At 63.5% G+C, this 13,607-nt stretch carries 14 protein-coding genes; 1 reads left to right on the top strand and 13 read right to left on the bottom strand.

Annotation, left to right across the window (positions count from 1 at the left end; translation table 11 throughout):
* Window positions 1-16: 16 nt before the first annotated feature.
* The 12 genes from gltA to IV098_RS05495 all read right to left on the bottom strand — a co-directional run bounded on the left by gltA (window position 17) and on the right by IV098_RS05495 (window position 11,461).
* Window positions 17-1,312 (bottom strand): citrate synthase, encoded by a 1,296-nt coding sequence (gene gltA, locus IV098_RS05550; RefSeq protein WP_296886832.1) that lies wholly within the window; start codon window positions 1,310-1,312, stop codon window positions 17-19.
* An 11-nt stretch (window positions 1,313-1,323) separates the two neighbouring features.
* Window positions 1,324-1,578: a succinate dehydrogenase assembly factor 2 gene (locus IV098_RS05545; protein WP_296886830.1), complete on the bottom strand. Its 255-nt coding sequence runs from the start codon at window positions 1,576-1,578 to the stop codon at window positions 1,324-1,326.
* On the bottom strand, window positions 1,571-2,266 hold the full coding sequence (locus IV098_RS05540) for a succinate dehydrogenase iron-sulfur subunit (RefSeq protein ID WP_296886828.1): 696 nt from the start codon (window positions 2,264-2,266) through the stop codon (window positions 1,571-1,573). The genes IV098_RS05545 and IV098_RS05540 overlap by 8 nt, the downstream gene beginning before the upstream one ends.
* A 1-nt stretch (window position 2,267) precedes the next feature.
* The gene (sdhA, locus tag IV098_RS05535) at window positions 2,268-4,022 is read right to left on the bottom strand and encodes a succinate dehydrogenase flavoprotein subunit (RefSeq protein WP_296886826.1); all 1,755 of its coding nucleotides are present in this window, start codon (window positions 4,020-4,022) and stop codon (window positions 2,268-2,270) included.
* Complete coding sequence (gene sdhD, locus IV098_RS05530; protein WP_296886824.1) at window positions 4,019-4,360, bottom strand: succinate dehydrogenase, hydrophobic membrane anchor protein; 342 nt, start codon at window positions 4,358-4,360, stop codon at window positions 4,019-4,021. The genes sdhA and sdhD overlap by 4 nt, the downstream gene beginning before the upstream one ends.
* Complete coding sequence (sdhC, locus tag IV098_RS05525; protein WP_296886822.1) at window positions 4,357-4,737, bottom strand: succinate dehydrogenase, cytochrome b556 subunit; 381 nt, start codon at window positions 4,735-4,737, stop codon at window positions 4,357-4,359. The genes sdhD and sdhC overlap by 4 nt, the downstream gene beginning before the upstream one ends.
* 31 nt (window positions 4,738-4,768) lie before the next feature.
* A complete protein-coding gene (locus tag IV098_RS05520; RefSeq protein ID WP_296886820.1) occupies window positions 4,769-5,986 on the bottom strand; it encodes a malic enzyme-like NAD(P)-binding protein in 1,218 nt (405 codons plus the stop codon).
* 87 nt (window positions 5,987-6,073) lie between these two features.
* Window positions 6,074-6,784: an RNA polymerase sigma factor FliA gene (locus IV098_RS05515; RefSeq protein WP_296886818.1), complete on the bottom strand. Its 711-nt coding sequence runs from the start codon at window positions 6,782-6,784 to the stop codon at window positions 6,074-6,076.
* The gene (locus IV098_RS05510) at window positions 6,777-7,475 is read right to left on the bottom strand and encodes a hypothetical protein (RefSeq protein WP_296886816.1); all 699 of its coding nucleotides are present in this window, start codon (window positions 7,473-7,475) and stop codon (window positions 6,777-6,779) included. The genes IV098_RS05515 and IV098_RS05510 overlap by 8 nt, the downstream gene beginning before the upstream one ends.
* A complete protein-coding gene (locus tag IV098_RS05505; RefSeq protein ID WP_296886814.1) occupies window positions 7,462-8,592 on the bottom strand; it encodes a flagellar biosynthesis protein FlhF in 1,131 nt (376 codons plus the stop codon). The genes IV098_RS05510 and IV098_RS05505 overlap by 14 nt, the downstream gene beginning before the upstream one ends.
* Entirely contained in the window at window positions 8,589-10,640 is a 2,052-nt protein-coding gene (gene flhA / locus IV098_RS05500; protein WP_296887091.1) for a flagellar biosynthesis protein FlhA, read from the bottom strand. Before flhA ends, IV098_RS05505 begins: the two co-directional genes overlap by 4 nt.
* A 20-nt stretch (window positions 10,641-10,660) precedes the next feature.
* The gene (locus tag IV098_RS05495; protein WP_296886812.1) at window positions 10,661-11,461 is read right to left on the bottom strand and encodes an EscU/YscU/HrcU family type III secretion system export apparatus switch protein; all 801 of its coding nucleotides are present in this window, start codon (window positions 11,459-11,461) and stop codon (window positions 10,661-10,663) included.
* 221 nt (window positions 11,462-11,682) lie between these two features.
* Between IV098_RS05495 and IV098_RS05490 the strand changes: the two genes are divergently transcribed.
* Window positions 11,683-12,276 carry an outer membrane beta-barrel protein gene (locus IV098_RS05490; RefSeq protein WP_296886811.1) on the top strand — a complete coding sequence of 198 codons (594 nt, stop codon included), beginning with the start codon at window positions 11,683-11,685 and terminating at the stop codon, window positions 12,274-12,276.
* 51 nt (window positions 12,277-12,327) lie between these two features.
* Here the strand turns inward: IV098_RS05490 and IV098_RS05485 are convergent, their stop codons facing one another.
* Window positions 12,328-13,605, bottom strand: a complete 1,278-nt coding sequence (locus IV098_RS05485; protein WP_296887089.1) for a replication-associated recombination protein A — start codon at window positions 13,603-13,605, stop codon at window positions 12,328-12,330.
* Window positions 13,606-13,607 lie beyond the last annotated feature (2 nt).

Raw genomic sequence — 13,607 nt, 5'->3', positions numbered from 1 at the left:
GCGAGCAGCGTGCGGCTCAGGCGCCGCGCCGATCCATCGGCACGAATTCGCGCCGCGTCGATCCGGTATAGATCTGGCGCGGACGGCCGATCTTGTGCGCGGGATCGGACAGCATTTCGTTCCACTGCGCCACCCAGCCGGCGGTGCGCGCCAGCGCGAACATCGCAGTGAACATGCTGGTGGGTATGCCCATGGCACGGAAGATGATGCCGGAATAGAAATCGACGTTGGGATAGAGCTTGCGCGAAATGAAATACTCGTCTTCCATCGCGATGCGCTCCAGCTCCATCGCCATCTTGAACTGCGGGTCGTCGCGCAGGTCGAGTTCGTCGAGCACCTCGTAGCAGGTTTCGCGGATGATGCGCGCGCGCGGGTCCATGTTCTTGTAGACGCGGTGGCCGAAGCCCATCAGACGGAAGCCGCTGGACTTGTCCTTGGCGCGCGCGATGAATTCGGGGATGCGCGAAATGTCGCCCATTTCGTCGAGCATTTTCAGCACCGCTTCGTTGGCGCCGCCATGCAGCGGTCCCCACAGCGAAGCCATGCCGCTGGCCATGCAGGCGTAGGGGTTGGCGCCACTGGAACCGGCCAGACGCACGGTGGAGGTCGAGGCGTTCTGCTCGTGGTCGGCGTGCAGGATGAAAATGCGATCGAGCGCACGCGCCAGCACCGGATTGGGTTCGTAGGGTTCGCACGGGGTCGAGAACATCATGTGCATGAAATTCTCGGCGTAGGACATCCGGTTTTGCGGATACACGAAAGGCTGGCCTTCGTTGTACTTGAAGCTCCAGGCCGCCACCGTCGGCACTTTAGCAATCAAGCGGTGCGCCACGATCTCGCGTTGTTTCGGATCGAAGATGTTCATGTCCTCGTGATAAAACGCCGACATCGCACCGGTAACGCTGACCATCACCGCCATCGGATGCGCGTCGCGGCGAAAACCGCGAAATACATTTTCCATCTGGTCGTGCAGCATGGTGTGATGACGGATCGACTGCACGAATGCCATTTTCTGCTCTGCCGTCGGCAATTCACCGTGCAGCAGCAGATAACTGACTTCCATGTAATCCGACTTGTACGCCAGCTCTTCGATGGGATAGCCGCGGTAATAGAGCAGGCCTTCGTCGCCGTCGATATAGGTAATGGCCGAGTTGCAGCTCGAAGTCGCAGTGAAGCCGGGGTCGTGGGTGAAGTAGCCTTGTGCGGCCAGGGCGCGGATGTCGATCACCGGCTTGCCGTAGGTACCCTGCTCGATCGGCAATTCGATCGACGGGCTGCCGTCGCTGAAAGTGAGTGTGGCGGTTTTTTTCATTGCAATTCCATTTATTTTGCAGCCCGAAAGTGTTGCAGGCATTGAACAATCGCCGCAAGTTCGGCATCGCCCACGGGCGCCCTGCCTTGCAGCCGGTCTGCAATCTCCATGTCCGACAGCGTCAGCAGCCGCTCGAGCGCGGCTGTCTCATTAGGTTGAAGTGTAGCGCGGTGCGCATCCCAAAAGCCACCCAGCCAGAGATCGAGCTCGAGCAATCCGCGGCGGCAGTGCCAGGCAATGCGGTCGCTGACAGATGAATCAGACACGCCGCTTCACCAGCAGCGACTTGATGCGGCCGATGGCCTCGGTCGGATTGAGGCCTTTGGGACAGGCATCAACGCAATTCATGATGCCGCGACAACGATACAGCCGGTACGGATCTTCCAGGTTATCGAGCCGTTCGGCCGTCGCCTCGTCGCGTGAATCGGCGATGAAGCGATAGGCCTGCAGCAAGCCGGCTGGACCCACAAAGGTATCCGGATTCCACCAGAACGACGGGCACGCAGTGGTGCAGCAGCCGCACAAAATGCATTCGTAGGCGCCATCAAGCAGCGCGCGGTCGGCCGGACTTTGCAGGCGCTCGACTTCCGGCTCGGGCGCGTCATTGATCAGGTAAGGCTTGATCGAACGGTATTGCTTGTAGAACGGCTCCATGTCGACGATCAGATCGCGGATCACCGGCAGGCCCGGCAACGGCCGCACCTCGATCGGCTGCTTCAGTTCGGACAGCGGCGTAATGCACGCCAGCCGGTTCTTGCCGTTGACGTTCACCGCATCCGAACCACACACGCCTTCGCGGCAGGAACGCCGCAGCGACAGGGTTTCGTCCTGCGCCTTGATCGCCAGCAAGGCGTCGAGCAGCATCTTGCCGGCAGGCTCGATGTCGAGCTCGATATCCTGCATGAAGGGCTTTTCACCGGACTCGGGATGGAAGCGATAGAGGCGGAATTTCATCTCAATACACCCGCTCTTTGGGTTTGATCGACTCAACGGTCAGCGGCTTCAAGCGTACCGGCTTGGTATCCACCTGATCCGCTGCCCGCGAGTACAGCGTGTGCTTCAGCCAGTGCGCGTCGTCGCGCTGCGGGAAATCGTCGCGCGTGTGCGCGCCGCGGCTCTCGGTGCGGTTGATCGCCGAGACCAGGGTGGCGCGTGCCACGTCGAGCAGGTTTTCCAGTTCCAACGCTTCGATGCGCGCCGTATTGAATACGCGGCTGCGGTCCTGCAAGCCGGCGTGCTGCAGGCGTTGTTCGAGTTGGTCGAGCTGGGCCAGACCTTCGCGCAGCACCGCGTCGGTGCGGAATACCCCCGCGTGCGCCTGCATCATGCGCCGCAGATCATCGCTGATCGCCGCCACGCGCTCGCTGCCGGGTATCTCCCAGCGCGCCAACCGCGCCAGGCCAGGCTCGGCAGCCGATTCCGGCAGCGGGCGCGGGTAAGGGTTGTCGCGCAGATATTCCTGCATGTGCAGGCCGGCTGCGCGGCCGAACACGATCAGATCGAGCAGCGAATTGCCGCCCAGCCGGTTCGCGCCATGCACCGACACGCAGGCGCATTCACCCACGGCATACAGGCCCGGAACCGGCTCTTCGGGACCGAAGCGCGCCGGAATGACAACCTGTCCGTGCAGATTGGTCGGAATGCCGCCCATCATGTAATGCGCGGTCGGCGCGACCGGAATCGGGGCGCGAACCGGATCGACGCCGGCAAAACGGATCGACAGCTCGCGGATGCCGGGCAGCTTGTCGGCGATCAGCGCCTCGCCCAGATGGTCCAGCTTGAGCTCGACAAAATCGCCCCGCGGTCCACAGCCGCGCCCATCGGCAATCTCGATGGCGATGGCGCGCGCCACCACGTCGCGCCCGGCCAGATCCCTGGCGTGCGGCGCGTAGCGTTCCATGAAACGCTCGCCGTGCTTGTTGAGCAGATAGCCGCCTTCACCGCGCACGCCCTCGGTGATCAGACAGCCGACGCCGGCGATACCGGTCGGATGAAACTGCCAGAACTCCATGTCCTGCAGCGGCAGCCCGGCGCGCAACACCATGCCGAGGCCATCGCCGGTGTTGATCATGGCGTTGCTGCTGTTCCAGAACACGCGCCCTGCCCCGCCGGTGGCGAGCAGCGTGGTGCGCGCTTCGATCACGATGGGCTCGCCGGTTTCGATGCTCATGGCCGTCACGCCGAGGCAATAGCCCTCGGCGTCGCGCAGCAGGTCGAGCGCGAAGTATTCGTCGAAAAACTGGGTGCGGTTCTTAATGTTCTGCTGATACAGCGTATGCAGCAGCGCGTGCCCGGTGCGGTCGGCGGCGGCGCAGGTGCGCGTGGCCTGCTCGCCGCCAAAGTTCTTGGATTGACCGCCAAACGGCCGCTGGTAGATCTTGCCGTTGTCGAGCCGCGAAAACGGCAGGCCCATGTGCTCCAGTTCGTAAACTGCTGAAGCGGCCTCGCGACACATGAACTCGATCGCGTCCTGGTCGCCCAGCCAGTCGCCGCCCTTGATCGTGTCGTACATGTGCCATTCCCAGCGGTCGTCGTCGACGTTGGCGAGCGCCGCCGTGATGCCTCCCTGCGCCGACACCGTATGCGAACGCGTCGGGAAAACTTTCGAGACAACGGCAACGGTGAAATCCGAACGCGCGAGCTGCAGCGCCGCACGCAGGCCCGCCCCGCCGCCGCCAATGATGAGGGCATCGAAACGGCGCCGGTTCATGCCACGCCCCACAACACCGCCGCCAGCCAGACCAGCGTGGCCGCCAGCGTGCCGATCACAGCCAGATAAAGCGCCAGCCGCAGACCCACCGGGCGGACATAGTCCATGAAAATGTCGCGCATCCCGATCCAGGCATGCAAGGCCAGCGCCAAACCCGCCAGCAGCATCGATACGCGCAGCCACAGCGGGGCAAACAGAACCCGCCAGCCGGCAAAATCGACCGGCAGGGCGATCAGGAAATAAACCAGCAAGCCCGGCAACACGAGCGCCAGCACGCCGGCCGTCGCCCGCTGTATCAGCCAGCTTCCGGTTCCGGTATGGGCGCCGGATGCGTTCATGCGAAGAGTCTCCAGGCCGCCAGTAGCGTCACGCCCAGCGTTGCCGCCAGGACCGCGAGGCTGGTCTGCCGTGCGCGCCGCAGGCCCACGCCCCAGTGCGCATCCAGCGCCAGGTGGCGCAGGCCGGCAAACAGATGATGGGCAAACGCCGCGATCAACAGCAGCACCAGCAGCTTGCCCGGTGGCAGCGTTAGCCAGCCCGCCACACGCCGGAAACCGACTTCCCCGGTCAAGGATGCCGACAAAGCCCACACCCCCAAGGGCAAGGCAAGGAAAAGCAGCACACCCGATGCCCGATGCAGGATCGACACCCAGCCGGCAAGCGGCAAATGGATGCGGTACAGGTTGAGGTACACGGGGCGCGCGATCGGTTTCACGGCACGGCTCGAATTGCGATTTGAAACTGACTCAGCGCCGGTTGCCCGATTTCGCAGCCTTCGCCACCGCCTGCGGCACCCGCTCGGCCAGACGCGGATCGAACGGCTTCGGCAGAATGTAATCCGGGCCGAACACCAGCTTCTTCAGCTTGTAGGCTTTCAGTACCGATGCCGGAACCGGCTCGCGGGCCAGTTCGGCCAGCGCATGGACGGCAGCGATCAGCATGGCCTCGGTGATCTCCTTGGCTCGTGCGTCGAGGGCACCGCGGAAAATGAACGGGAAACCCAGCACGTTGTTGACCTGATTCGGAAAGTCCGAGCGTCCCGTCGCCATCACGAGGTCGCTGCGCGCGGCCATGGCTTTTTGCGGCAGGATTTCGGGATTGGGGTTGGCCAGCGCAAAGACCACAGGCTTGTCGGCCATGCTCTTCACCATCGCCGGGCTGACCAGGTTGGCGCCCGACACGCCGACGAATACGTCGGCACCCTGCATCGCTTCAGTGAGCGTGCGCAATTTTGTCTTGCGCGCAAAGCCTTTCTTGAAGCCGTTGAGATCGGTGCGTTCCTTGTGCACCACGCCTTTGGAATCGACCAAGGTGATATTGGCCTTCTTCGCGCCCATCGCCACCAGCAGTTTCATCGATGCAATACCTGCGGCCCCGGCGCCCAGGCAGACAATCTTTGCCGTATCGAGGTTCTTGCCCTGAACGTGCAGCGCGTTGATGAGGCCGGCGCAAATGATGACGGCGGTGCCGTGCTGGTCGTCGTGGAATACCGGAATGTCGAGTTTCTTCTTCAGCGCCGCCTCGATTTCGAAGCAATGCGGCGCGGCGATGTCCTCGAGGTTGATGCCACCGAAGGTTGGGGCAATCGCTTCGACCACTTTGATGAAGTCCTGCGGCGTCTTGGCGTTGACTTCGATGTCGAACACATCAATGCCGGCGAACTGCTTGAACAGCACGGCCTTGCCTTCCATGACCGGCTTGGCTGCGAGCGGGCCACGATTTCCCAGCCCCAGGATCGCAGTACCGTCGGTGATTACGGCAATCAGATTGCCCTTGTTGGTGTAATCGTAGGCGGCCTTGGGATTTTTGGCAATTTCCAGCACCGGCTGCGCCACGCCCGGGGTGTACGCGAGCGACAGGTCTTCCTGGGTCGAACAGGGTTTGGAGGATTCCACCGAGAGTTTGCCCGGCTTGGGCAGGCGGTGGTAATCGAGGGCTTTTTTCTTGAGTTCGGCGGGGGTCATGGCGGCAGGGGCAGGCGTATAAACAAGCCGCCATTATCGCGGATTTATCCGCGTTTCGCCCTGCCTCGCCCGTGTTTCAGGGTGCTGTCAGCTTTTCCAGATCTTGAGCTGGGCGCGCAGCCGTGCCACTGCCTGCGAATGCAACTGGCACACGCGCGATTCGGACACGCCAAGCACCACGCCGATTTCCTTCAGGTTCATATCCTGCTCGTAGTACATGCCCATCATGCTGCGTTCCCGCTCGGGCAGATGGTGAATCGCGGCAACCAGGCTGCCGCGAAAGCCCTCGTCTTCCAGCACGGCGAGCGGGTCGTTGCTGCCATCGACCAGATAGCGTTCCAGGAAACTGGCGCTGTCGTCATCGGCGAAGTCTTCGTAATACAACAGCTGCGAACATTTCACATCGCCCAGCATGGCTTGATACTGGTCGATCTCCATCCCCATCTCGGCAGAAATTTCGTGCTCGGTGGGCGGTTTGCCGTTGCGCTGTTCAAGCTTGCTGATCGTGGCTTCGATCTGCCGCGATTTCTGCCGCACATGACGCGGCAGCCAGTCGGCTTCGCGCAGCTCGTCGAGCATGGAGCCGCGAATGCGCTGGGTTGCATAGGATTCGAATTGCGCGCCCTGGGTGCCGTCGAAACGCCCGACGGCATCCATCAGGCCGATCAGGCCGACCTGGATCAGGTCGTCGACTTCCACGCTGGCCGGCAGGCGCGCCATCATGTGATAGGCGATCCGCTTGACCAGCGGGGCGTATTTGGCGATTTGTTCGTCTTGCGACAGGGGTTTGTCAGCCATTTTTCAAGGCCATGCTTTCGTGATTTTCTATTTCAAAACGTGTCAGGTGACGCGTCTCCTCGCCAAGCATTCTAACGGCAAGCGCTGAAAAAGCAGTATCGCCGTCAGCCGCGCAGTGGATTGTCCGGGCAAATGGCTGCGGAAGAAAGTGGCGCGCGGCCGCATGCAGTTGCGCACAGGCAGCCGGGTCGCCCAGCAAGCCCACCTGCCCTCCGCTGACTGCATGGGACAGGGTTTTGAGCAAGGTGTAGGCACGCAGCAGAGAAGGCTGCGCATCCTGGACCTCGATCAGGAAACGCTGTGTCGCTCCAGGCATCAGTATCAGTTCCGCACCGCTCGATTCCTCGTCGAACAGCAGATGATCGTAAGCCCGCGCCACTTCGCGCAAGGCGGGCACGTCCGCCCGCAGCCCGGGCGCATACCAGCCCTCTCCGGCGCTCAACGGCTGCGTGTGCAGTTCACCCCGCGCAAGCTGCTGCTCCCAGTCGAACAGGCTGCGCGTGGGCGCGCCGGCAAACAAGCGTCCCCGGCGGTCGATCAGCAGCGCGCTTTGGCCGCCCTGCTGCAGCGTATTCGCCAGTTTGGCGAGCCATTCGGCGCTGTCAAAAAAACAGTACGTACAGGCTGGCGGCAGGCGAGCGCTGCGTCGCCGCAGACCGGCTGCCTGATCGGACGGGTTAACCCGCTGCATGACGTTCGGCACGCTCGGCCTCGACGCCCGCGAACAGCGGCCAGTCTTCGGCCTCCAGCGCAAACGGCGTGGCCAGCTGGCCACCTTTCAGCGCACGGTCGATCAGATAGGGCGCATTGGCAAGATGCAGGTCTTCCGGCACGCGCTGGCCGCCGCTGAGGTAAGCCAGCGGCAGGCGATGGCGGATCAGGCTGTCGAGCGCGGCGCCCGGCTGCGGCGCTTCGTCGAGCTTGGTCAGGATGCAGGCCGCCGCGCCTTGTCCGAATCGGGCCATCGCCTGTTCGATCGCCGCACCCTGCTGGCTGGCGGAGATCACCGCGAGACGACGCACGCCCAAAGCGTCGAGCGCGTGCGCATCGCGGGTACGCGGATCCGACGGGGCAAAGCCCGCGGTGTCGATCAGCACCAGTTTTTTGCCCGCAAGCTGCGGCAGCAATTGCACCAGATGGGCGGGATGCTCGGCCACGTACAGCGACACACCAAGCAGATCGGCATACACCGTGAGTTGCGCCGCTGCGCCGACGCGGAAAGCATCTGCCGCCACCAGGGCCACCTGCTCTGCGCCATGCGCATCCACCCCGCGCGCGGCGAGTTTGGCCAGGGTCGTGGTCTTGCCCGAACCGGTCGAGCCCGCCAGCGCATAGCGGCCGCCTTGGGCCAGCCAGCCGGCCGCGCCCGGCAGCAGCGGCAGGTTGCGGATCAGCACCTGCCGCAGCCAGCGTTGCGCTGCCGGCGTATCGAGTCCGCGCGGCAAGCGTGCAGCCAGGGTGCGTGCCAGCGCACTGCCGAATCCGGCCGCGAACAGGGTCTGCATCAACGCGACCCGCTGCGGATCGCGCCGCCGTTCGGCCCCCCAGGCGAAACCCGCCAGCTGGTTTTGCAGCATGCCGCGCAGCCGCGCCAGTTCGCTCAGGATGCGCGAGCCGCTGGCGCTGTCCGGCGCATCGCCTGCTTCTGCGGCTGCCGTGGCCGCCAATTTTCCATAGCCGCTGGCCAGCAGTTCGACGCCCTGCGGATGTGGCCGCGTCGACAGCACCACGGCATCGTCGCCCAGTTCGCGCCGAACTTTTTCCAGCGCCTCACGCGCGCTTGCCGCGATAAAAACCTGCGCACTCATGCGTGTCCTCCAATGGCAAGTTCGCTATTCACCTGCACCGTTTTATCGGCGGGCACTTCGGCATACGCCACCACGGCCAGCTGCGGATAGTTGCGCCGCAACAACCGCGACAGGATGGCGCGCAGACTGGGCGAAGTCAGCAGCACCGGCGGGTAACCCGCATGCTCCTGTTCCGCCACGGCGCGCTCCGCCGCCTCGTTCAGCGCATCCAGCGTGGTCGGCGACAGCAGCGCCTCGCCCTCGTCGCCCATTTCATTCAGCAAACGCGTCTCGGTGGCGGCAGCCAGCCCGATCACATGCAGTTCGTTGCTGCCTTCGAACAGACGATCGACGATGCTGCGCCCCAGCGCAGCACGCACGGTTTCCACCAGATCCTCGATCGACTGGCTGTTCGGCGCACGCGCCGCCAGGGTTTCAAACAGGGTCCGGCTATCACGGATCGAGACGTTTTCCGCGATCAGCTGCTGCAGCACGACCTGCACGCTGGTGAGCGGCAAATGGCGTGGGGTGACATCCTCGACCAGCCCCGGATGGCTGCGCATCAGGGTATTGAGAAGCTGCTGCACCTCGACGCGCCCCAGCAGTTCGGGCGCGTGCTGGCGGAACACCTGCTCGACCTGGCGGGCGATCAACTCGGCTGCAGTGAACACCACGAATCCGCGCAAGGTGGCTTCCTCTTCGCGCCCTGCCTCGATCCAGACGCCGCCCAGGCCGCTCAGCGGATCGACGCCCGGCGCGCCCTCGATACGTCCCAGCACGTCGCCCATGTCGACCGCCAGCACCTGGCCGCTGGGCATCTCACCGTGCGCCACATCCACACCCTTGAGGGTAATGCGGTAGGCGTTCTGCTTGAGATCGAGGTTGTCGCGCACCCGGATGAGCGGCACGACCAGCCCCATGTCCGTTGCAAATCGACGCCGCGCATCGGTGATCCGGGTCAGCGCCTCGCCGCCTTGATTGCGGTCTACCAGCGAAATCAGCCGGTAGCCGACCTCGAGCGCCAGCACATCCACCGGTGGGATATCGTCCCAGGTGACATCGACCGGGGCGGCCGAGTCCTCGATCAAGCCCGGCAGTTCGGCTTCGGGTTGTTCGCGCTGGCGCCGCGCCAGCCACAGTCCCAGCGCACTCAACACTGCCGCGATGGTCAGGAAAGCCAGATGCGGCGTGCCAGGGATGGCGCCCAGAATGGCCAGCACCGCTGCCGCCACATACAGGATGTGCGGCTGGCCGAAAACCTGGGTGGAAAACTCGCGCGACAAATCCTGTTCGCTCGATGCCCGACTGACCACGATACCCGCGGCGGTCGAGATGATCAGCGCAGGGATCTGCGTCACCAGCCCGTCGCCCACCGTCAGCAAGGCATAGCGGCCCACCGCTTCGCCGATGCCGAGATTGTGCTGCAGCAGGCCGATGGCAATGCCGCCGATCAGGTTCACCACCAGGATGATCATGCCGGCAACGGCGTCGCCGCGAACGAACTTGGATGCGCCGTCCATGGCGCCGTAAAAATCGGCTTCTCGGCCGATGTCGTGACGCCGCGTGCGCGCCTCGACTTCATTGATGAAGCCGGCGTTCAGATCGGCGTCGACCGCCAATTGTTTGCCGGGCATCGAATCGAGGGTGAAGCGCGCCGCCACCTCGGCGATGCGGCCGGCCCCTTTGGTGATGACGACGAAATTGATGATCACCAGAATCAGGAACACCACGAAGCCGACCGCAATGTTGCCGCCGACCAGAAAGCTGCCGAAGGACTCGATCACTTTGCCTGCCGCGTCCGGCCCGGTTTGGCCCTGCATCAGGATGATGCGGGTGGAGGCCACATTGAGCGACAGGCGCAACAAAGTGGTCAGCAGCAATACCGTCGGAAATACCGAAAAATCGAGCGGGCGCCGCGCATTCAGGCTGACCAGCAACACGATCATGGCCAGCGCGATGTTGAGCGTCAGCAGCACATCGAGCATCAGGGTGGGCAGCGGCAGCACCATCATGGCCAGGATCAGCAGCACCAGCAGTGGCACCGCCAAACGGTTCACCGGCATGCCCATCACCATGACACCCTGCGCGCTCACCCGATCACCTCATTGATCGAACCGGACAAAACAGGTTTGGCTTCCGCCCCGCTGGCCAGTTCGCCCTGCCCGGCCTGTTGCTGGCGCCCCCGCATCTGGGCACGGATTTCCGGATTGACCTCGGCCTCGCGCGCCTCGGCCAACACCTCCTGCCAGGTCATCGCGTGGCGACGCAGATAACGCCACCAACGCCAGGCGGCATCCAAAGCCGCAGCCAGCGCCAGCGCCGCAGCCAAGGCAAGCAAGCCACGCTCCAGCCAGGCGGCCGCTTGCGCCAGACCAGACGAAGTCCCGGTCAAATCAGCCAGCCCCGCCCCGCTCGCCAGCATCCAGGCGACAGCCGCAGCAGCCAGCGCAAGCTTCAGCAGCGCCAGCGATCCATCGAACCAGGCATCGGCAGAAAACAAACGGGAAAAGGCTTGAAGCGGATTGGCACGCAGCAGATCGAACTGCATGCGCCGGGGTGCGAATACCCAGCCCGAAAGCAGTAGCGGCGCGGCCACGGCGACTGCCAGAACCAAACCCAGCAGCGGCAATAGCGCCCACAGTGCGGACTGGACGGCGGCAAACAAGGCGGGGGAAGAAGGCTGTGCGGCAGTGATAAGTGCTGTCTCGATCATGAACTGCAAGGCAAGCAGCAAACGGGGGGCCAGCCAACCCAGCAAACCCAGCGCGGCCAGCAACACCACCCACGCCGCCAGTTCGGCCGAGCGCGGAACATCGCCCGCCTGCCGCGCCTGCTGCAGACGCTGCGAACTTGCCGGTTCGGTACGGGAAAGATCAGACTCCTCAGCCATGCTCGTCTCAAACTTTTGGGCAGTCTAGCACGATGCCGCAGCCCAGCATCCGGAGCGCGCGCCGGAATCCGGGCTGTCTCCTGACGGCAACGACTCATCAACCACACCTCAGGCGGCTATCTAAATGCAATAAAATCGATTAATCTGCTTGCGCTTCAATCTGGTCAGCGCCAGTACTTGAGCAGCGACCCATCACAACACAAATCTTGGAGGAGTTTTATATGCGCACGATGCATCTGGCCGCCGCAATGGCCGCAGCACTCGCCCTGTCCACCCCCGTATCCGCCGGCTTTTTCGATCTCACCCTGTCGCCCTACATCGGTGCCGGCGCAGGCAAGGCCACCTCGGACATCAGCTGCCCGACCGGCGTGAGCTGCGACGACTCCGACACCGGCTGGAAAATCTTCGGTGGACTGGAAGTCAACGAATACATTTCGATGGAAGTGGGCTACATCGACCTGGGCGAAGTCACCTACAGCGGCACGCAAAGCGGTACGCGCGAAGTCAACGGCATGATCATGGATCTGGTTGGCACCTATGCCATCAATCCCAGCTTCGTCCTGTCGGCCCGCGGCGGCATGAATTTCCTCAATGCCGAAGTCAACGGAACGATTGCCAACACTCCTACCAATAATACAGGTGATACCGACCTCGCCTGGTCGTTCGGCCTCGGCGCGCAATACAACCTCACCCCGGCAGTCGGACTGCGCCTGGATTGGGAACGTTTCTTTGAAGTCGGCAGCTCGATCAGCAATGGCGGCACCGGCGAAGCGGATATCGATCTGCTGTCAGCTGGCGTGGTCTACAAGTTCTAAGCGGATTGACCCAGTCATTCCGGGCAATGAAAAGGGGGCTTCGGCCCCCTTTCATCGCCCTTTTTTTGCTGCGTCCAGGGCGCGCAAATGCGCCAGCTTGTCGGCAATTTTGCCTTCCAGGCCGCGTGGCGTCGGCTGATACCAGTGTTGCTCCGGCACGTCGTCCGGAAAATAGCATTCGCCCGCAGCGTAGGCCTCCGGCTCATCGTGCGCATAGCGATAGGTACGGCCGTAGCCGAGCTCCTTCATGAGTTTGGTGGGCGCATTGCGCAGATGCAGCGGAACCTCATTCGAAGGGTTGGCCGCCACGAAAGCGCGTGCCGCGTTGTAGGCCATGTAGGCCGCATTGCTTTTGGGCGCACAGGCGAGATAAAGACAGGCTTCGGCCAGCGCCAGCTCGCCTTCCGGACTGCCGAGGCGCTCGTAGGCTTCAACCGCATCAAGCGTGATGCCCAGTGCGCGCGGGTCGGCCAGACCGGTGTCCTCGGATGCCATCCGGATCAGCCGCCGCCCCAGATAGCGCGGGTCGGCACCGCCATCGAGCATCCGCACCAGCCAGTACAGCGCGGCGTCGGGCGCGGAACCGCGCACGCTTTTGTGCAGTGCGGAAATCTGGTCGTAAAACGCCTCGCCGCCCTTGTCGAAGCGACGCAGGGATTGCGCCAGCGCATTCTCGACAAATACCGTATCGATCTGGCTCACCTGCGCCGTGCGCGCGGCGCTGTCGAGCTGTTCCAGCAGATTCAGCAGCTTGCGTGCGTCGCCGTCGGCGTAAGCCGCCAGCAGCTGATCGACGCCGTCGGCCAGCTTCAGTTCGGGTAATTCACGCAACGCGTGCTGCAGCAATTCGCCCAGTTCCTCGGGCGACAGCGATTTCAGGACGTAGACCTGGGCGCGCGAAAGCAAGGCGCCGACAACTTCGAACGAGGGGTTTTCCGTGGTGGCGCCAATGAAGGTGAACAACCCACCTTCGACGTGCGGCAAGAACGCATCCTGCTGCGCCTTGTTGAAACGGTGTACCTCGTCGACGAATACGATGGTGGCGCGCCCCATGGACTGGTTCATGCGGGCGCGTTCGACCGCTTCGCGGATGTCCTTGACGCCGGAAAGCACAGCGGAAATGGCGATGAAGTCCGCGCCGAAAGCTTGTGCGGTGAGCCGCGCCAGCGTGGTTTTCCCCACCCCCGGCGGCCCCCACAAAATCATCGAATGCAGCTTGCCTGCATCGAAAGCGAGCTTGAGCGGCTTGCCCGGTCCCAAAAGATGGCGTTGCCCGACGACTTCGCCCAGGGTGCGCGGACGCAGGCGCTCGGCCAGCGGCACATCCATCG

The sequence above is a fragment of the Thiobacillus sp. genome (assembly GCF_018780105.1).
Lineage (GTDB): Bacteria > Pseudomonadota > Gammaproteobacteria > Burkholderiales > Thiobacillaceae > Thiobacillus.
Note: the sequence above shows the minus strand (reverse complement) of the source record. Positions and strands in the feature narration are given on the sequence as shown.

Bases quoted from the DNA above. Each gene is read 5' to 3' on its own strand.
- gltA (WP_296886832.1), bottom strand. From the start codon at position 1,312: ATGAAAAAAACCGCCACACTCACTTTCAGCGACGGCAGCCCGTCGATC.
- IV098_RS05515 (WP_296886818.1), bottom strand. From the start codon at position 6,784: ATGGCTGACAAACCCCTGTCGCAAGACGAACAAATCGCCAAATACGCC.
- IV098_RS05495 (WP_296886812.1), bottom strand. From the start codon at position 11,461: ATGGCTGAGGAGTCTGATCTTTCCCGTACCGAACCGGCAAGTTCGCAG.
- IV098_RS05485 (WP_296887089.1), bottom strand. From the start codon at position 13,605: ATGGATGTGCCGCTGGCCGAGCGCCTGCGTCCGCGCACCCTGGGCGAA.
- IV098_RS05540 (WP_296886828.1), bottom strand. From the start codon at position 2,266: ATGAAATTCCGCCTCTATCGCTTCCATCCCGAGTCCGGTGAAAAGCCC.
- IV098_RS05510 (WP_296886816.1), bottom strand. From the start codon at position 7,475: ATGCAGCGGGTTAACCCGTCCGATCAGGCAGCCGGTCTGCGGCGACGC.
- sdhD (WP_296886824.1), bottom strand. From the start codon at position 4,360: ATGAACGCATCCGGCGCCCATACCGGAACCGGAAGCTGGCTGATACAG.
- IV098_RS05505 (WP_296886814.1), bottom strand. From the start codon at position 8,592: ATGAGTGCGCAGGTTTTTATCGCGGCAAGCGCGCGTGAGGCGCTGGAA.
- sdhA (WP_296886826.1), bottom strand. From the start codon at position 4,022: ATGAACCGGCGCCGTTTCGATGCCCTCATCATTGGCGGCGGCGGGGCG.
- IV098_RS05520 (WP_296886820.1), bottom strand. From the start codon at position 5,986: ATGACCCCCGCCGAACTCAAGAAAAAAGCCCTCGATTACCACCGCCTG.
- flhA (WP_296887091.1), bottom strand. From the start codon at position 10,640: ATGGGCATGCCGGTGAACCGTTTGGCGGTGCCACTGCTGGTGCTGCTG.
- IV098_RS05490 (WP_296886811.1), top strand. From the start codon at position 11,683: ATGCGCACGATGCATCTGGCCGCCGCAATGGCCGCAGCACTCGCCCTG.